At 60.7% G+C, this 16267-nt stretch carries 17 protein-coding genes and 1 tRNA gene; 6 read left to right on the forward strand and 12 right to left on the reverse strand.

Annotated features, from left to right (window positions below):
- Positions 1 to 57: 57 nt before the first annotated feature.
- From B7Y64_RS05770 to B7Y64_RS05805, 8 genes are all read right to left on the reverse strand, one after another.
- Positions 58 to 276, reverse strand: coding sequence for a DNA gyrase inhibitor YacG (locus B7Y64_RS05770; RefSeq protein WP_024814180.1), 219 nt, complete (start codon positions 274 to 276; stop codon positions 58 to 60).
- 13 nt (positions 277 to 289) lie between these two features.
- On the reverse strand, positions 290 to 1045 hold the full coding sequence (gene zapD / locus B7Y64_RS05775; RefSeq protein ID WP_024814181.1) for a cell division protein ZapD: 756 nt from the start codon (positions 1043 to 1045) through the stop codon (positions 290 to 292).
- Positions 1046 to 1129: 84 nt separating this feature from the next.
- Complete coding sequence (gene coaE, locus B7Y64_RS05780) at positions 1130 to 1738, reverse strand: dephospho-CoA kinase (protein ID WP_291324934.1); 609 nt, start codon at positions 1736 to 1738, stop codon at positions 1130 to 1132.
- A gap of 2 nt (positions 1739 to 1740) precedes the next feature.
- Complete coding sequence (locus B7Y64_RS05785; RefSeq protein ID WP_291324933.1) at positions 1741 to 2616, reverse strand: A24 family peptidase; 876 nt, start codon at positions 2614 to 2616, stop codon at positions 1741 to 1743.
- Positions 2616 to 3836 carry a type II secretion system F family protein gene (locus B7Y64_RS05790; RefSeq protein WP_114656515.1) on the reverse strand — a complete coding sequence of 407 codons (1221 nt, stop codon included), beginning with the start codon at positions 3834 to 3836 and terminating at the stop codon, positions 2616 to 2618. Before B7Y64_RS05790 ends, B7Y64_RS05785 begins: the two co-directional genes overlap by 1 nt.
- A gap of 20 nt (positions 3837 to 3856) precedes the next feature.
- Positions 3857 to 5593 (reverse strand): type IV-A pilus assembly ATPase PilB, encoded by a 1737-nt coding sequence (pilB, locus tag B7Y64_RS05795; protein ID WP_114656514.1) that lies wholly within the window; start codon positions 5591 to 5593, stop codon positions 3857 to 3859.
- Between the two features lie 126 nt (positions 5594 to 5719).
- A tRNA-Pro gene (locus B7Y64_RS05800) sits at positions 5720 to 5796 on the reverse strand.
- Between the two features lie 45 nt (positions 5797 to 5841).
- Positions 5842 to 6771 (reverse strand): polyprenyl synthetase family protein, encoded by a 930-nt coding sequence (locus B7Y64_RS05805; RefSeq protein WP_024814186.1) that lies wholly within the window; start codon positions 6769 to 6771, stop codon positions 5842 to 5844.
- A gap of 231 nt (positions 6772 to 7002) precedes the next feature.
- Here B7Y64_RS05805 and rplU point away from each other — a divergent pair, with 231 nt between their 5' ends.
- From rplU to proB, 4 genes are all read left to right on the forward strand, one after another.
- Entirely contained in the window at positions 7003 to 7314 is a 312-nt protein-coding gene (gene rplU, locus B7Y64_RS05810) for a 50S ribosomal protein L21 (protein ID WP_024814187.1), read from the forward strand.
- Between the two features lie 15 nt (positions 7315 to 7329).
- Complete coding sequence (rpmA, locus tag B7Y64_RS05815; RefSeq protein WP_087743920.1) at positions 7330 to 7587, forward strand: 50S ribosomal protein L27; 258 nt, start codon at positions 7330 to 7332, stop codon at positions 7585 to 7587.
- 167 nt (positions 7588 to 7754) lie between these two features.
- On the forward strand, positions 7755 to 8825 hold the full coding sequence (gene cgtA / locus B7Y64_RS05820) for an Obg family GTPase CgtA (RefSeq protein WP_291324532.1): 1071 nt from the start codon (positions 7755 to 7757) through the stop codon (positions 8823 to 8825).
- A 93-nt stretch (positions 8826 to 8918) separates the two neighbouring features.
- On the forward strand, positions 8919 to 10058 hold the full coding sequence (proB, locus tag B7Y64_RS05825) for a glutamate 5-kinase (protein WP_291324531.1): 1140 nt from the start codon (positions 8919 to 8921) through the stop codon (positions 10056 to 10058).
- A 113-nt stretch (positions 10059 to 10171) separates the two neighbouring features.
- Here proB and B7Y64_RS05830 read toward each other — a convergent pair whose 3' ends face one another.
- Positions 10172 to 10852 carry an RNA pyrophosphohydrolase gene (locus B7Y64_RS05830; RefSeq protein ID WP_291324533.1) on the reverse strand — a complete coding sequence of 227 codons (681 nt, stop codon included), beginning with the start codon at positions 10850 to 10852 and terminating at the stop codon, positions 10172 to 10174.
- Positions 10853 to 10944: 92 nt separating this feature from the next.
- On the opposite strand from B7Y64_RS05830, the gene B7Y64_RS05835 reads away from it, so the two are divergent.
- Together B7Y64_RS05835 and B7Y64_RS05840 are read left to right on the forward strand one after the other, a co-directional pair.
- Complete coding sequence (locus B7Y64_RS05835) at positions 10945 to 12687, forward strand: proline--tRNA ligase (protein WP_291324530.1); 1743 nt, start codon at positions 10945 to 10947, stop codon at positions 12685 to 12687.
- Positions 12684 to 13370, forward strand: coding sequence for a lytic transglycosylase domain-containing protein (locus B7Y64_RS05840; RefSeq protein ID WP_201741016.1), 687 nt, complete (start codon positions 12684 to 12686; stop codon positions 13368 to 13370). The genes B7Y64_RS05835 and B7Y64_RS05840 overlap by 4 nt, the downstream gene beginning before the upstream one ends.
- A 40-nt stretch (positions 13371 to 13410) precedes the next feature.
- Here B7Y64_RS05840 and B7Y64_RS05845 read toward each other — a convergent pair whose 3' ends face one another.
- The 3 genes from B7Y64_RS05845 to prmC all read right to left on the reverse strand — a co-directional run bounded on the left by B7Y64_RS05845 (position 13411) and on the right by prmC (position 16224).
- Positions 13411 to 14751, reverse strand: a complete 1341-nt coding sequence (locus tag B7Y64_RS05845) for a hemolysin family protein (protein WP_024814194.1) — start codon at positions 14749 to 14751, stop codon at positions 13411 to 13413.
- Positions 14752 to 14995: 244 nt separating this feature from the next.
- On the reverse strand, positions 14996 to 15319 hold the full coding sequence (gene grxD, locus B7Y64_RS05850; protein ID WP_024814195.1) for a Grx4 family monothiol glutaredoxin: 324 nt from the start codon (positions 15317 to 15319) through the stop codon (positions 14996 to 14998).
- Between the two features lie 50 nt (positions 15320 to 15369).
- Entirely contained in the window at positions 15370 to 16224 is an 855-nt protein-coding gene (gene prmC, locus B7Y64_RS05855) for a peptide chain release factor N(5)-glutamine methyltransferase (protein WP_291324529.1), read from the reverse strand.
- Positions 16225 to 16267: the final 43 nt, after the last annotated feature.

The raw sequence follows: 16267 nt of genomic DNA on the forward strand, positions 1-16267 counted from the left end.
TAAGCGCTAGAGCTGTATTTCATCTTTATTCACGCGGATGGCCGTTGCCGGAGGCCATCAATGCTGATGGCGCGGATCACCGTGCTGGGCATCATCGGGCGGTGCTTCCGCGGGCATGCGGAATTCTTCGCTGGCCCATGCGCCAAGGTCCATCTGCTTGCAGCGCTCGCTGCAAAAAGGCCGATAAGGATTCTGGACGCTGTAGATGCTGTCGCCGCCGCACTGCGGGCAGGTGACACGGCGCACGGCTTCGCCCGGTGGGATTGTGGTTGCCATCTGCTGGCCTCCTTCAGGCGCAGAGCGTGAGCTCGAACGCGGCATCATCGGTGGACGAATTCAGGCGTCCATCGGGTTCCTGCCGCATCAGGCGCACCGACACAATCAGGCGATTGCCGCTGATCTCGGGAATCAGATCGAGTGCCGGGTCAATGCGCAGGCGCAGCAACTGGAATGTGCGGCCCTGGGGCAGGTTTTGCTGAAACTGGCCGCGCTCGGCTGCCACCTTCTGGGGCACTCCCGTGTCGCGCAACAGCTTGAGCAGCACGTAAATCGACTCTGCCAGGGGCGCGAGGGTAGATGCCCATTGCTCCAGAGCGTGTTGGCGCACTGAAACGTCCTTGTGCTGCCAGGCGTAGTAGGCTGGCAGATCAAAGCCGCAGGTGCCTCCGGGAATGCCCATCCGGCTGCGAATGCTCATCAGCCAGTCGTTCTCGGTAAGGGCATGGCCCGACTTTCCCGTCTGCTGGTTGAGTGCGGTGAAGCAGTGGTCCAGCTGTGCCACCACGGCATCCAGTGCTGCCTCTGAAATGGAGGGATTGCCCCGGTAGCTGTCGAGCTGGTGCTTGTGTTTTTCGATGTCCTTGAGAACATCGGATTTGAGGTCGGCACGCGCGGCCACGTCCATGATCTCAAAAATGGTGACCAGGGCAAAGTGGTGGTCCAGCGGATGCTGGCGCGGAATCAGCTCGCCCAGCCGGCGAAACAACTGCTCTAGCCGCAGATAGGTTCTGAGGCGTTCGTTAAAGGGGTATTCGTAAAGGATCACGCTGGCGGGTTCCTGGGGGCTCAGTGGATGTTCTGACGCCGGTGGCGCACGGCAGGGAAAGGTGGTGCAAAAAACTCGGGTGCATCATAGCCCGAACAGGCGGGCAAGCTGCACTGCATGGCCATGCAGGGTGTTCAACGCGATGCCATCGTTCACAACCACGGCGTCGGCGGCGGCGCGCCGGGCTGGGCGGGATGCCTGTGTGTCCAGGATGGCTTGTACGGCTGCACGCTGAAGGCCGTTGCGCGCCATGACGCGGTGGATTTGTGTTTCGGTGCTGCAATCCACCACCACCACGGCATCGAGCTTGCGCACCCAGCGCCCCGACTCCACCAGCAGGGGAATATCGAAGACGATGGCGCGATGCCCTGCGGTTGCGGCATCTCGTGCTTGCTGATCGCCCAAGCGTGTCACCCAGGGGTGAACGATGGCTTCAAGTTGCGCGCGCGCAAGGGGGTTGGTAAAAGCCAGGGTGCGCATGCGGGCGCGGTCCATGGCGCCCGTGGCATCAATGGCGTCCTGTCCGAAGGCAGCCCGAATGTCGGCTATGGCAGCGCCCCCAGCAAAGGTGACACTGCGGGCAATCGCGTCTGCATCGATCAGCGCTGCGCCACAGGACTGCAGCATCTGCCCCAGCGTGCTCTTGCCGCTGCCAATGCCCCCGGTCAGGCCCACATGCATTGGCCGTTGCATCATTACAGACCGAACAGATTCAGCACCGTTTGCAAAATGGCATTGGGCCCGAACACCATGGCCGTGAGGCCAGCGCCCACGAGGAACGGCCCGAACGGAACATAGCCGCCTTCGCGCAGGTTGTTGAAGACCTTCAGACCAATTCCTACCAGTGCGCCAATGACAGAAGACATCAAGATGATCGGAACCAGCGCCTGCCATCCGAACCAGGCGCCGAGGGCGGCAAACAGCTTGAAGTCACCGTAACCCATGCCCTCCTTGCCAGTCACCAGCTTGAAGGCCCAGTAAACCAGCCACAGGGACAGGTACCCCGCTGCGGCACCCGTCACAGAGGCCAACAGGGGAACGTCAATCCAGTGCCCCGCCGACGCCAGCAGCCCCGCCCAGAGCAGTGGTAACGTAATGTCGTCGGGCAGCAAGGTGGTGTCCCAGTCGATAAACGCCAGGGCCACCATCGCTGCCGAAAAGCCGCACCAGGCCAAGCCCGTAGGCGTCAAACCCCACCGATAGGCGCAGAACGCAAAAAACGCCGCAGTGAGAATCTCCACCAGTGGATAGCGTGCACTGATGCGAACATGGCACGCCGAGCAGCGGCCGCGCAAAAACAGATAGCTCAGCACCGGTATGTTTTCATACCACTGCACCACATGTCCGCACGACGGGCAGCGTGAGCGGGGTGTCCACAAATTGAAGGCTGCTTCAGCGCCTGGCGCTGGCGCCGGTGGTGTATCGGTGCCAGCAGCGAACGCCGCATGCTCCTGTGCCCACTGGTGCTCCATCATTTTGGGCAATCGGTGGATGACGACATTCAGAAAGCTGCCGAGCAGCAGGCCCAGAACACCCGCAATGGCGGGCTCTGCCCAGAGATCCACGCCCATCAAACGACCTGACCGAGCTTGAAGATGGGCAGATACATCGACACCACGATGCCGCCGATGAGGGTGCCCAAAAATACGATGATGATGGGTTCCATCAGGCTAGACAGCCCGGCCACCATGTCATCCACCTCTGCTTCATAAAAATCGGCAGCCTTGCCCAGCATGTGATCAATGGAACCGGACTCCTCCCCAATGGCGCACATCTGCAGCACCATGGAAGGAAAAATGTTTGCATTGCCCATGGCGGCAGTCAGGCTGGTGCCGGTAGAAACCTCTTGCTGAATCTTGTCGGTGGCCATGGAATACACCGAATTTCCTGCGGCGCCGCCCACCGAGTCCAAGGCCTCCACCAGCGGAACGCCGGCCGCAAACATGGTCGAGAGCGTGCGGGTCCAGCGGGCAACGCAGGATTTTTCAACCAGCGCCCCGAAAATGGGCATGCGCAGCATCAGACGGTCCATGAACATCTGGACCTTTTCATTGCGCTGCCAGGCCTGCATGAAGAAATAGAAGCCGCCGCCCAGCACACCAAAAATCAACCACCACCACTTCACGAATATTTCGCTGATGGCCATGACGAACAGCGTTGGTGCGGGCAAATCTGCACCGAACGATGTGAATACTTCCTTGAAGGCCGGAATCACAAAAATCATGATCACGGTAACCACCACAAAAGCCACGATCACCACCGAAATCGGATACATGAGCGCCGATTTGATTTTGGACTTGATGGCCTCAGTCTTTTCCATGTAAAGGGCAAGACGGTCGAGAAGCGCTTCCAGAATACCGGCTGCCTCGCCCGCCTCAACCAGGTTGCAATACAGGCTGTCAAAATACATGGGGTACTTGCGAAACGCGCCGTTCAAGGATGTGCCGGTTTCAACATCCGACCGCACATCATTGAGCAATTTGGTCACGCTGGCATTTGTGTTGCCGCGTCCCACAATATCGAATGCCTGCAGCAGTGGCACCCCGGCCTTCATCATGGTGGCCAGCTGGCGGGTGAACAAAGCAATATCTTTGGGCTTGATCTTTTTGCCCGAGCGCATGCGGCGTTTTTTGATTTTGGTGGGGAAAACCCCTTGGCGCCGCAGCATGGCCTGCACCTGATTTTCGCCAACGGCACGAGTCTCACCCCGGACAATCTTTCCGTTGCGGTCTTTGCCTTCCCACTCAAAGACGAAGTCCTTGATATCGCGTTTGGATGCTGCTGTCGCCATGGTGCTCCCTCGTTTTTGACTTATTCGTTGGTCACTGCCAGCACTTCTTCGAGAGAAGTAAGACCTAATTTCGCTTTATGAAGCCCTGCATCGCGCAGAGAGCGTACGCCCTCCAGCTTTGCCTGCTCCGCAATTTCGAGCGCGCTACCGTCGCGCAGGATGATGCGCTGAATCTCTTCTGTGATCGGCATGACCTGATAAATCCCCAGTCGACCTTTGTACCCGTTGTTGCAGGCAGAGCAGCCCACCGGGCGGTAGGTCACCCACGAACCATCGATCTCATCCTCAGGGAAGCCGGCGTCCACCAAAGCTTCATGAGGAATATCAGCGGGTGTCTTGCAAATGGGGCAAAGTCGGCGGGCCAGGCGCTGCGCCGTGATCAAGATCACGCTCGATGCAATGTTGAAGGGGGCGATGCCCATGTTGCGCATGCGAGTCAACGTGGTGGGAGCATCATTGGTATGCAAAGTGGATAGAACCAAGTGCCCCGTCTGTGCTGCCTTGATGGAAATATCGGCAGTCTCCAGATCCCGAATTTCACCCACCATGATGATGTCCGGGTCCTGGCGCAGAAACGACTTGAGGGCTACTGCAAAGGTAAGCCCCGCCTTTTCGTTGACGTTGACCTGGTTGACCCCCGGCAGGTTAATTTCAGAGGGGTCTTCCGCCGTGGCGATATTGACGCCAGGCTTGTTGAGTAGATTCAAGCAGGTGTAAAGCGAAACCGTTTTACCCGACCCGGTGGGGCCGGTAACTAGGACCATTCCATACGGGCGCCCGATCGCTGCCAAGAGGCGCTCCTTCTCCACGGCCTCATAACCTAGGGCGTCAATGCCGAGTTTTGCGCTACTGGGATCCAGGATACGGATCACGATCTTTTCGCCGAACAGGGTAGGTAATGTGCTGACGCGAAAATCAATAACCCGGTCTGGCCCCACCTTCAGTTTCATTCGCCCGTCTTGAGGTACCCGTTTCTCGGAAATGTCGAGTCGCGAGATCACCTTGATGCGGGATGCCAGCTTGTCTTTGATGGCGATGGGCGGCGATGCAATTTCACGCAGTTCACCATCGATACGAAACCGCACCCGATACTGGTGCTCATAAGGTTCGAAATGCAAATCAGATGCCCGCATATTGAAGGCATCCAGCAGCATTTTGTGCAGGAACTTGACGATGGGAGCGTCTTCTACCTCGGTTCCGGTGTCTGCGCTCTCTGTGGCTTCTTCAACAGCGACGTCATCGAACTCAAAATCACCTCCCCCGCTGATCAGCGTATCCATGGATTCGCTGGTGGACTTGGTGCTACTTTCTACCAGGCGGCTGAGTTTGTCGTATTCCGCAATAATCCAGTCCACTCCCATTTGGGTAGTGAATTTGATCTTCTCGGCAGCCTCTTGATCCGTTGGGTCTGCCGTGGCCACGATGAGCCGGTTGTTTCGTTTGCTGAGAACCACCACCCGGTAGGCACTGCAAATCTTCGCGTCCAGCAGATCTTTGGGAAGTCGCAGGGGGTCGATTGCATCCAGATCGAGCAAGGGGGCGCCAAAAACGGCCGACACCGTGTGTGCCAAATCGGAAGCGGACACAGCGCCGGAGCCGGTCAACTCGGCGATAAAACTGGTACGCCCCGCTTGTGACTTTTTGTAAATATCTTCGGCGGATTTTTGTGTCAACTTTCCCGCGGACATCAGCGCGCGACCCAATCCTGGCAGGGCTACCGAGGAGGTTTCTTTCTGGGCAGTATCGACAGCGGCCATGTAACCCGGGCAAGTAGTGGTTAAAAAAACCATCCTATCACCCCCGAACACTCACGCGCTACACAGCGCTACCATATTGGCAGTATCGCCACACTGCCCTGGTGGGTGCTTGATTTATTCGAAAAGTGGTCGGGGTGAGAGGATTCGAACCTCCGGCCTCTACGTCCCGAACGTAGCGCTCTACCAGGCTAAGCTACACCCCGTGTACTGGGGCCGCTGATCACAGATCCGGCTGCATTTGGCGGATTTCAGGCGCGGCGTTCCAGCAGTTGTGCTGCCAATTGTAGCAAGCTCGTTGAGTGGGCGCCCGGTGGCAATTGCTCTGCGGCGGCCATTGCTCGGCGGGCTTCCGAGAAGGCTGCAATGCGCGCTGCTTCGAGCGCTCCGGTCATTCTCACGATGGTCACCACATCGTCCAGGCGGTCTGTGGATCCCTCCTCGATGGCGTGTCTCACAATGGCTGCCTGCTCGGCGCTGCCTCTTTGCATGGCCACAATGAGGGGGAGGGTTGATTTGCCTTCGCGCAGGTCGTCGCCCAGGTTTTTCCCCATTTCCGAGGCATTTCCGTCATAGTCCAGCACGTCGTCAATGATCTGAAACGCTGTGCCGAGCGCTTGACCATAGGTGGCGCAAGCCTCTTCGATTTCTGGAGGGCTGTTGGCAAGAATGGCGCCCAGCCGCGCGCTGGCTTCAAAGAGCTTGGCCGTCTTCGAACGAATAACTTGCAGGTACCCCTCCTCATCGAGGGATGCGTCGTGCATGTTCATCAGCTGCAATACTTCGCCTTCAGCAATGACATTGGTGGCCTCGGACAGCACCTCCATGATGCGCATGCTTCCTGCTTCCACCATCATTTGAAATGAGCGCGTGTGCAGAAAGTCCCCCACCAGAACACTCGCGGGATTGCCGAAAGTCTGGTTGGCCGTGGCGCGTCCCCTGCGAAGGGTGGACGCATCTACAACGTCGTCGTGCAGCAAGGTGGCGGTGTGAATCAGCTCAACGACTGCCGCCAGGCTGAATCGATGGTGCTCTCGATAGCCCAGGGCGCCGCACACCAGCAGCAGCAAGGCCGGGCGCAGACGCTTGCCGCCGGCCGCGATGATGTACTGGGATATTTGTGCCACCAAGGGCACGCTGGACGTCAGGCGTTGGGCAATGACCTGGTCCACTTCGCGCATGTCGTCGGTGATGATCGTCAGCGGCGATGTGGCGGCGGAGATGAGGGGGGATGTCAAGATAGGGTGCACGCAGAAAGTGCTGCGGATTATAGGAAGGCCCGCGTGCACGCTGGCGGTGGCTGATGTGCTGGAGGCACAAGTGCACGCCGGGGGTTGGCTGAAATTTCCCAGGGTGTTATAATTTTTGGCTCTGTGGAAATTCGTCTGCAGAACTCATATCAAGAGGTCAACATGTACGCGGTCATAAAAACCGGCGGCAAGCAGTATCGCGTTGCTTCCGGCGAAAAAATTAAAGTAGAACAGATTGCTGCGGACGTAGGCCAGGAAATTGTGATCGACCAGGTTCTGGCTGTCGGCAACGGCGCTGAACTGAAGGTGGGTACTCCCCTGGTGTCCGGCGCAACCGTGAAAGCCACCGTTGTGGCGCACGGCAAGCACGACAAAGTGCACATCTTCAAGATGCGCCGTCGCAAGCACTATCAGAAACGTCAAGGTCACCGTCAGCAGTTCACCGAACTGCAAATCGGCGTGATCGCTGCTTAAGAAGGAGCTGATGTCATGGCACAGAAAAAAGGCGGCGGCTCTACGCGAAACGGGCGCGACTCCAAGCCGAAGATGCTGGGTGTCAAGGCGTTCGGTGGTGAACTGATCAGTGCTGGTTCGATCATCGTGCGCCAGCGCGGCACGCGTTTCCACCCCGGCAGCAATGTCGGCGTCGGCAAGGATCACACCTTGTTCGCCTTGGTGGACGGCCACGTGTCGTTTGGCACCAAGGGTGCGTTGTCCAAGTCCACGGTCAACGTGACTCCCGCCTGAGGTTGGTTCCTCTGGCAGCAATCGAAGCCCCGCCCTGTCGGGGCTTTGTTGTTTAAGGCGTGCGCTGGTGCTAAGGTGCTGGCCCGCGTGCCCCGCATGGACGGGGCTTTGTGCTTTCAGGAGGGTTTGTCCGCCTGGGTTGCGCTCTTTTGTAAACTGGATATCCCATGAAGTTCGTCGATGAAGCCTTTATTGACATTGCCGCAGGTGATGGTGGCAATGGCTGCGTGTCATTCCGGCACGAAAAATACAAGGAATTCGGCGGCCCCAATGGCGGTGACGGTGGGCGCGGTGGGCATGTGTTTGCCATCGCCGACCCGAATCTCAATACGCTGGTGGATTTTCGCTATTCGCGCCGCCATGAAGCGAAGCGGGGCGAACATGGCATGGGCTCCGACATGTTTGGTGCCGCTGGCACCGACATCACCCTGAAGATGCCGGTGGGCACCATCATTACCGACGCCGAAACGGGCGAGGTGCTGTACGAGTTGCTGACGCCCGGGGAGGTGATCACCATTGCCAAGGGCGGGGACGGCGGTTTTGGCAACATGCGCTTCAAAAGCGCAATCAACCGCGCTCCGCGTCAAAAGACCCCGGGCTGGCCAGGTGAGAAGAAAAACCTCAAGCTGGAATTGAAGGTGCTCGCCGATGTCGGGCTGCTGGGTATGCCCAACGCGGGCAAATCCACTTTCATCACCGCGGTTTCTAACGCGCGCCCCAAGATTGCCGACTATCCCTTCACCACGCTGCACCCTAATCTCGGGGTGGTGCGCGTGGGGCCTGAGCAGAGCTTTGTGGTGGCCGATATTCCTGGTCTGATTGAGGGTGCCTCGGAGGGGGCCGGACTGGGCCACCAATTCTTGCGCCACCTGCAACGCACCCGGCTGCTGCTGCACATTGTGGATCTGGCGCCTTTCGATGATGCGGTGGACCCGGTGGCCCAGGCCAAGGCCATCGTGAACGAGCTGAAAAAATACGACCAGAAGCTCTACAGCAAGCCACGCTGGCTGGTGCTGAACAAGCTGGACATGGTGCCAAAGGAGGAGCGGGAGGCGCGCGTGAAGGATTTTGTCAAGCGCTTCAAATGGAAAGGGCCGGTGTTCGAAATCTCTGCGCTGACGCGCGAGGGTTGTGAGCCGCTGATCCATGCGATCTTCCGCCATGTGCAGTCCGAACAACGGATCGAAAACGAGCCGGTGGAAGTGGATCCACGGTTTGCTGGAGATGCCGCCGTTTGATACCGTTGGCTGTTGAGGTTGCTTATTTTGCTATATAAATAATAGCTGTTAGCGCTTTATCCATAAGCGCTAGCGGTCAAAATGACTTAAAAAATGGTTTCCAGCGTATTGCGCGATGCCCGTCGCATTGTGGTGAAAGTGGGCTCCAGTCTAGTGACCAACGAGGGGCGCGGCCTCGATGAAACCGCCATCGGCGAATGGAGTCGCCAGCTGGCTGCGCTGGTGCGCGGCGAGGGCGGTGTTCCACGCGAAGTGGTGATGGTGTCCAGCGGTGCGATTGCGGAAGGCATGAAGCGCCTGGGCTGGACTGCGCGCCCCCACGAAATCCACGAACTGCAGGCCGCCGCGGCGGTGGGGCAGATGGGACTGGCGCAGATGTACGAGACCAAGCTGCGCGAGCAGGGCATGGGCAGCGCACAGGTGCTGCTCACCCACGCCGATCTGGCTGATCGTGAGCGCTACCTCAATGCGCGCTCGACCTTGCTGACGCTGCTGCGCCTTGGCGTGGTTCCCGTGATCAATGAAAACGATACCGTGGTCACGGACGAAATCAAATTCGGTGACAACGATACCCTCGGTGCGCTGGTGGCCAACCTGGTCGAGGCGGATGCGCTGGTCATCCTCACGGACCAAAAGGGGCTCTACACGGCAGATCCGCGCAAAGACCCATCGGCCCAGTTTGTGCATGAAGCCCAGGCGGGCGATCTGGCTCTGGAAGCCATGGCCGGCGGGGCGGGCTCCAGCATTGGCAAGGGTGGAATGATCACCAAGATTCTGGCTGCCAAGCGGGCGGCGGGGTCGGGGGCTTCCACCGTCATTGCCTGGGGTCGTGAAGAGAATGTCTTGGTGCGGCTGGTGCAGGGCGAAGCGCTCGGTACGCTGCTGGTGGCCCAGACGGCCAAAACACAGGCCCGCAAACAGTGGATGGCTGACCATCTGCAAATGCGGGGCGCTGTGGTGGTGGACGCCGGTGCAGCCGCCAAGCTGCGCGATGAGGGCAAAAGCCTGCTGCCCATCGGAATGACGGCAGTGGAGGGCGATTTTTCGCGTGGCGAAGTGATTGCGGTGCGCGATCCGTCGGGCCGGGAGATCGCTCGCGGACTGGCCAACTACGCCAGCGCGGAAGCGCGGCTCTTGTGCCGCAAACCGTCTTCTGAGTTTGAAAAGCTGCTCGGTTATGTCGCCGAGTCGGAGATGGTGCACCGCGACAACCTGGTGCTTACAGCGGCTTGACGCGCCTTGTCGGTGCCTAGGTAACCTGGATAGGCCGTTCAGAGGGAAGGCCGCATTCGCAAGCCAGGTGTCGCACGGGCACCGCAGGCGGGCTTGCCCTGCGCACAAAAGATTTAAATCGAGCGTGGCGCGATGCCGGGGCAAGGCAAGGCTTCCAGCTCTGCCGGCACACTGTTTTGCGGATCCGGGTCAAAACTTGCGCCGGGCGGCAGTTCCATTCCGGGGTTCAACAACAGAGATCCCGCCCGGTGCATTGGGCCGCCTTGTGGATCCATGTCGCGCGCTCTCATACCGCTACGCAGGTAGCGATTGCGTTGCTCATGACGCGGAAGGTACCGGGCGAGTTCGGTCAAGGCCATCTCATAGACGCCGCGTTTGAACTCGACCACCACATCCAGCGGCACCCAATAGTCGTGCCATCTCCAGGCATCGAACTCGGGATGGTCGGTGGCCCGAAGGTTCAGATCCCAATCGTGGCCCACCAGTTGAAGCAGATACCAGATTTGTTTCTGGCCTTTGTAATGACCGCGCGCATCGCGGCGGATGTACCGGTCAGGCACCTCATAGCGCAACCAGTCCCGCGTACGGGCGACCAAGCGCACATGGTTGGGATGCAGTCCCACCTCCTCATGCAGCTCACGAAACATGGCTTGCTCGGGGGTTTCGCCCCGGTCAATGCCACCTTGCGGAAACTGCCAGCTGTGGGTGCGAATGCGTTTGCCCCAGAACACCTGGTTCTTCTGGTTGAGCAGGATGATGCCGACGTTCGGCCGAAAGCCGTCCCGGTCAAGCATAATCAAACCCCAAATTTTTAAACTGTGTCCATTATGCACGGCGCCTAGTGCGCGGCAAGTGGGCTGGTCTGTTCTGCCTGAAATCGATTCCGATGAAAGCCTCCCAATTCTTTATCTCCACCCTCAAGGAAGCTCCGGCCGATGCCGAAGTGGTCAGCCACAAACTCATGATGCGGGCGGGGCTGATCAAGAAGCTGGGCGCTGGCATCTACAGCTACATGCCCATGGGCGTTCGGGTGATCCGCAAGGTCGAGGCCATCGTGCGCGAGGAAATGAACCGTGCCGGTGCGGTGGAGCTGGTCATGCCCGTGGTTCAGCCGGCAGAGCTGTGGCAAGAAACGGGGCGGTTTGAGAAGATGGGCCCTGAGTTGCTGCGCATCCAGGATCGCCATGGCCGTGATTTCGTGGTGCAGCCGACCAGCGAAGAAGTGATCACTGACATCGCACGCCAGGAGCTACGCAGCTATAAGCAGTTGCCCAAGAACTTCTACCAGATCCAGACCAAGTTCCGTGATGAGCGCCGGCCCCGCTTTGGCCTGATGCGTGGGCGCGAGTTCACCATGAAGGACGCCTATAGCTTCGACCGCGACCAGGTCTCGGCCAAGGCCAGCTACCAGGTCATGGCCCAAGCCTACCGGCGCATCTTTGACCGTTTCGGCCTCACCTACCGTGCCGTGGCGGCCGACAGCGGCGCCATTGGTGGAGACCTGAGCGAGGAATTCCAGGTGATTGCCGCCACGGGTGAAGACGCCATCGTTTACTGCCCCCAGAGCGACTATGCCGCCAACATGGAAAAGGCCGAGGCGCTGGCCCCTTCGGGAGCGCGTGGCGCGGCGACACAGGGGATGGCCAAGGTCGCAACGCCCGGCAAGAGCACCTGCGCCGACGTGGCGGAGTTGCTGGGCGTGCCGCTCAAGACCACCGTCAAATCGCTGGTGCTGGCCACCGACGAGACCACCGCGGCGGGCGAGATTGTCAAAACCCAGGTCTGGTTGCTGCTGCTGCGTGGTGACCACGACATGAACGAGATCAAGGTGGCCAAGGTGCCGGGGCTGGAGGGCTTCCGCTTCGCAACCCTGGGCGAGATTGACGAGCACTTTGGCTGCAAGCCCGGTTATCTGGGGCCCATCGGCTTGAAGAAGCCGCTCAAAATCGTGGCAGATCGTGAAGTCACGCTGATGGCCGACTGGATCTGCGGCGCCAATGAAGCGGATTTCCACACCACCGGAGTGAACTGGGGCCGTGACCTGCCCGAGCCAGACGCCGTGGCCGATCTGCGCAATGTGGTGGCGGGCGACCCCTCGCCGGATGGCCAGGGGGAACTTGCCATTGAGCGCGGCATCGAAGTGGGCCATGTCTTCTATCTCGGCACCAAGTACAGCCGCGCGATGAACGCCACCTTTCTGGACGCAAACGGCAAACCCCAGCTGCTGGAGATGGGTTGCTACGGCATCGGCATTACCCGCCTGCCTGCTGCAGCGATCGAGCAGAACCATGACGAGCGCGGCATCATCTGGCCCGATGCGATTGCACCCTTCACCGTGGTCATCTGCCCCGTGGGCATGGAACGCAGCGAAGCGGTCAAGACCACGGCCGAGTCGCTGTATGCCGATTTGCTAGCCGCTGGCATCGACGTGATCCTGGACGACCGCGGCGAGCGCCCCGGCGCGATGTTTGCCGACTGGGAGCTGATTGGCGTGCCACACCGCGTGACCGTTGGCGACAAGAGCCTCAAGGAAGGCGTGGTCGAGTACCAGCACCGCCGCGATGCCGAAGCCTCCAAAGTGGCCGTGGCCGATATCCTGGCCCATGTGAAGGGGCGCATGGCCGTATGACAAGGGAGCGCGATCTGTCTGCAAGCGCCTCGGCCATGGCCGGGCTGACCGGTGTGTCCCGGCGTGCGTGCCTGGTGTCGCTTGCGGCACCTGCCGCATGGCTGGGGGCGCCTGCGCAGGCCCACGCAGGCAGTCAGTTGGAAGAGCCGTTGATGGATTCGGTGCGTACGGCGCTGACATCGGCGGTGGGCAACTTTGGCCCGCCCGAGCCGCAGTTCTTCAGCACCGAAGCGCGTCTGCACTATTTGCGCTGGCTGGGCACCATGAGCGACCGTTTGCGCCGTCGCAAGCCTGAATGGGAAGTGCGCCGCGACTTCCTGCAGACGGTGTGGTACGAGTCCAAGCGCGCGGGGCTCGATGTGTCGCTGGTCATGGGGCTCATCCAGGTCGAGAGCGCCTTTCGAAAGTTCGCCGTGTCCAGCGTGGGGGCCCGTGGCTACATGCAGGTCATGCCCTTCTGGACGCGCGTGATTGGTGATGGCGACCCGGGCAAACTGTTTCACATGCAGACCAACCTGCGTTTTGGCTGTGTGATCCTGCGCCACTACATCGACCGCGAGCGCGGCGACCTGTTCCTGGCGCTGGGCCGCTACAACGGCAGCCGGGGCCGCTCGCCCTATCCCGATGCCGTGTTTGGTGCCCAGCGCAACTGGCATTTCAACGAGAAACCCGCAGCGGCCTGATTCATCAGGGTGACGGGGGCGGGCGCGGGCACAAGGTGGATCAGGGTGCGGCCGTTGCGGCAGGGTCTACAGGGCCGCTGTTTTCCAGGGGTACTGGTTTCAGGCGCGACACCATCACCTGATCAACGCGAAAGCTGTCCACGTCCACCACCTCGAACTTGTAGCCGCCCCAGCTCACACTGTCGGTGCGTCGGGGAACGCGGCGCAGCATCACCATCAGGAAGCCGGCCAGGGTTTCGTAGTCGTCGCTGTGCGGCAGTTCGTCCAGGCCCAGCGCATGCAACACGTCTTCCACCGGGGTGACGCCATCGATGAGCCACGAGTTCTCGTCGCGCCGCACGATCTGCTCTTCGTCGGCCGATCCCACCAGATCGCCCATGACGGTGCTCATCACGTCGTTCAGCGTCACCACGCCCACCACCAGGCTGTATTCGTTCACGATGACGGCGAAATCCTCGTGCACCTGGCGGAACTGTTCCAGCACCTCGGACAAGGTGAGGCGGTCGGGCACGATCAGCACCTTGCGCACCAGGCTGTCGTCGGCCAGCGAAATGGGCTGGTTGTTCAGCACACGCTGAAACAGGTCTTTGGCGTCCACATAGCCCACCACATGGTCGATATCGCCTTCACACACAGGGTAGGTCGAGAAGGGCTCGGCCGCGATGCGCAGGCGAATCACGGCGTCCGGCTCGTCGCGCAGAAAAAAGGCAATGCGATCGCGTGGTGACATGGCACTAGACACCATGCGCGTATCGAGCTCAAACACATTGGTGATGACCTGCTGCTCGCGCGCGGCCAGCACGCCCGCCCGCGCACCGGCTTCCATCATGGCCAGGATGTCGTCAGAGGTGATGCGGTCGTCCCGCAGGGACGACATGCCCAGCAGGCGGAACAGGGCGTCCGCCCCCTTGCTGTAAAACCACACAAGCGGACGCATCACGGTCATCAGGAACACCATGGGCTGGGCCAGCCGCACCACCATGTTCTCTGGCTCGGCCATGCCCAGGCGCTTGGGGAACAGGTCGGAAAACAGGATGAACAGCGACGTGATGACTACGAAAGACGCCAGAAAGCCGACGGTCTGGGCGCTGGCGTCCGGTAGCCACAGCCCTGACAGCGCCGTGAAATGCGGGCTCAGCGCGCCTTCGCCAACGATGCCCCCCAAAATGGCCACTGCGTTTTGTCCGACCTGCACCACGGTGAAGTAGTCCCCTGGCTGCTCCTGCAGGCGCAGCACCCGGTCGGCGCGTGCATCACCCTCGTCCGCCATCTGGCGCAGGCGCAGGCGGCGTGCGGCAGCCAGCGAAATTTCGGCCACCGAAAAGAATGCACTGGCTGCGATGAGCAGGCCAATGATGAGCAGGCTTTGGGTCAGGGTCATGGTGATGGAGAAGCCGGGCGGGGCCTGGCGGCAGACTCGCCGGGCCTTGTGAGTGTAGCGACGCACGCGTGCACTGCAGTACGGCTTGCAGCACCCAGAGCTGCGCAATTGCGCCCGCCAGGGTGAGCGCCAATGCACGGAAAGGATGATCCCGAGCGCTGACCAATCGACGTCAAAACGGGCAAAGCCGCCCACAGGCGGCCTTGCAACACTAGAGGTGCGGACGTGTGCCCTGCGGCGTGGCTCAGCCCTCGCTGCCGAGCAGCTGCTTGAGCTCGCCCGATTCGTACATCTCCATCATGATGTCCGAACCGCCAATGAACTCACCTTTCACATACAGCTGCGGAATGGTGGGCCAGTTGCTGTATTCCTTGATGCCCTGGCGGATTTCCTCGTCTTCCAGCACGTTGACTGTGGTCAGGGCTTTGGTGTCCACGCCGCAGGCCTTGAGGATCTGGATGGCACGGCCCGAAAAGCCGCACATCGGAAAGCTGGCATTGCCTTTCATGAACAGCAGGATGTCGCTGGATTTCACGAGGGCGTCGATGCGTTGTTGGGTGTCGCTCATGGGGTTCTCCTTGTAGGGGGCTGACGGGCAAAAGGCCCGCAATGGGGGGATTATTTCACTGTCGGCCACTGCCCGCCGGTGCAACGCGCGATGCCGGCGAGGTCTTTGCGGCTTTGCACCTGCGCAAAGCCCTGTTCTCGCAGCAGCGTGCTGACGGCGTCGGCCTGGTCGTGGCCATGTTCCAGCAGCAACCAGCCGCCCGGCACCAGATGCGCGGGGGCTTGGGTCACAATGGTGCGGATGTCGTCGAGTCCGTCGGCACCGCTGGCCAGGGCCTGCAGGGGTTCGTGGGTCAGCGCGGCCAGGTGCGGGTCGGCCGCCGGAATGTAGGGCGGGTTGGAGACGATGGCGTCAAACCGGCCTTCGACACCGTCCAGCCAGTGGCCCCGTGCAAACCGCACGGGCAACGCCAGGCGCTGTGCATTGGCTTGCGCCACGGCCAGGGCATCGGAGCTGGCATCCACGGCCAGCACCTGGGCTGTGGGGCGCTGGTGCTGCAAGGCCAGCGCAATCGCGCCGCTGCCGGTGCCCAGGTCCACGATGCGTGGCGGGTGCAGCGGGTCGGTCAGGTGTGCGATCACTTCCAGGGCCCAGTCCACCAGCGTCTCGGTGTCGGGGCGCGGGTCGAGCACGCGGGCGTCAATGACCAGCGGCAGGCCATAAAACTCTTTGCGCCCGGTCAGGTAGGCCACGGGCTCTCCGGCTGCGCGGCGTTGGCACAGGGCCATGAATGCTTCGTGCACTGCGGGCTCCAGCGCATCGGTGTCATGCGCCAGCAGCCAGGCGCGGCCTGCGTCGGGGCGGCCCATGGCGTGCAGTAGCAGCATCTGTGCATCGATGCGTTCCAGGCCCAGGGTGCGGGCCTGCGTCAGAACCTGCGCCAGGGTGGGGGTTGATGTGTTCACTCTATTTTTGATAGCTGCTTGCGCTTATGCAAAAAGGGCTACA

This window comes from Acidovorax sp. 35-64-16 (assembly GCF_002281195.1).
GTDB classification, from domain to species: Bacteria; Pseudomonadota; Gammaproteobacteria; order Burkholderiales; family Burkholderiaceae_C; genus Acidovorax; species Acidovorax defluvii.

Bases quoted from the DNA above. Each gene is read 5' to 3' on its own strand.
- B7Y64_RS05770 (WP_024814180.1), bottom strand. From the start codon at position 276: ATGGCAACCACAATCCCACCGGGCGAAGCCGTGCGCCGTGTCACCTGC.
- coaE (WP_291324934.1), bottom strand. From the start codon at position 1,738: ATGCAACGGCCAATGCATGTGGGCCTGACCGGGGGCATTGGCAGCGGC.
- B7Y64_RS05785 (WP_291324933.1), bottom strand. From the start codon at position 2,616: ATGGGCGTGGATCTCTGGGCAGAGCCCGCCATTGCGGGTGTTCTGGGC.
- B7Y64_RS05790 (WP_114656515.1), bottom strand. From the start codon at position 3,836: ATGGCGACAGCAGCATCCAAACGCGATATCAAGGACTTCGTCTTTGAG.
- pilB (WP_114656514.1), bottom strand. From the start codon at position 5,593: ATGGCCGCTGTCGATACTGCCCAGAAAGAAACCTCCTCGGTAGCCCTG.
- B7Y64_RS05805 (WP_024814186.1), bottom strand. From the start codon at position 6,771: ATGCGCGAAGTGGACCAGGTCATTGCCCAACGCCTGACGTCCAGCGTG.
- rplU (WP_024814187.1), top strand. From the start codon at position 7,003: ATGTACGCGGTCATAAAAACCGGCGGCAAGCAGTATCGCGTTGCTTCC.
- rpmA (WP_087743920.1), top strand. From the start codon at position 7,330: ATGGCACAGAAAAAAGGCGGCGGCTCTACGCGAAACGGGCGCGACTCC.
- cgtA (WP_291324532.1), top strand. From the start codon at position 7,755: ATGAAGTTCGTCGATGAAGCCTTTATTGACATTGCCGCAGGTGATGGT.
- proB (WP_291324531.1), top strand. From the start codon at position 8,919: ATGGTTTCCAGCGTATTGCGCGATGCCCGTCGCATTGTGGTGAAAGTG.
- B7Y64_RS05830 (WP_291324533.1), bottom strand. From the start codon at position 10,852: ATGCTTGACCGGGACGGCTTTCGGCCGAACGTCGGCATCATCCTGCTC.
- B7Y64_RS05835 (WP_291324530.1), top strand. From the start codon at position 10,945: ATGAAAGCCTCCCAATTCTTTATCTCCACCCTCAAGGAAGCTCCGGCC.
- B7Y64_RS05840 (WP_201741016.1), top strand. From the start codon at position 12,684: ATGACAAGGGAGCGCGATCTGTCTGCAAGCGCCTCGGCCATGGCCGGG.
- B7Y64_RS05845 (WP_024814194.1), bottom strand. From the start codon at position 14,751: ATGACCCTGACCCAAAGCCTGCTCATCATTGGCCTGCTCATCGCAGCC.
- grxD (WP_024814195.1), bottom strand. From the start codon at position 15,319: ATGAGCGACACCCAACAACGCATCGACGCCCTCGTGAAATCCAGCGAC.